This window comes from Vibrio sp. 970 (assembly GCF_033339075.1).
In genome coordinates, this window is sequence record NZ_JAWOTW010000179.1 from 1 (window position 1) to 836 (window position 836).

General features: G+C 45.8%; 1 protein-coding gene. It reads left to right on the forward strand.

What is annotated here, in order from left to right; genetic code table 11:
• Nucleotides 1-797, forward strand: a 797-nt coding sequence (locus R7Q11_RS25535; RefSeq protein WP_225466921.1) for a GGDEF domain-containing protein, incomplete at its 5' end; no start/stop codon positions are given.
• Between the last annotated feature and the right edge of the window lie 39 nt (nucleotides 798-836).

Here is an 836-nt window from a genome sequence, read left to right on the forward strand (position 1 = left end):
GCAGTGGCGTTGCGATGATCAAGGGAAAAAGAGACGATCTAAAACTGCCCGTTCAAGGGATGGCGTACGCCTTCTTTGGGTTTAGTGCTTTTATGACGGGCAGAACCGTTTGGAGCATTTGGGCACCAGAAGTCACCAGTTTTATGAATGCAGGTATCATCCACCAGCTGACGTTTCTATTTAGTATCTGCCTCATTGTTGCTTTAAGCTTTAGTATGTTGTGGTTGATCAACGCAAGATTTGTGAAATCCATCAACGATCTTTCTCATTTGGATGCATTAACTGGGTTATACAATCGACGTGCAATGGAAGTCATTGTGCCTAACCTTGTGAATCAAGCACGCGAAAAAAATACGCCTATCAGCATCGTTATGACTGACGTGGACGATTTTAAAACCATTAATGACCAATACGGACACACCACTGGCGACTCAGTCATGGCAACCATCGCCACGATTTTTAAACAAACGTTACCAGAGTCAGCATGTACCGTTCGCTTTGGTGGTGACGAGTTTATGATTGTGTTGCTTGCCAATGCCGAAAACGCGAAAGCCTATGCCGAGTTAGTACGTCGCAGCATTGAACGTGAAACGTCGCTGCTTGCTTTTAAAAACCAAGTCACGATGAGCTTCGGCATCAGCGAGCTAATGCCCAACGACAGCTTACAAGATGCACTCACCCGAGCCGACGAAGCACTGTATTGTTCGAAGCATACCGGGCGAAATCAAGTCACGACATTCCAAGATGAAAGCGAGGTGGGTGGTAAGTTCATCCAAACACCGACTAAAAGCGCATAACGGAAAGGTAAAACGACATCGCTCCTATTACTCCATTCA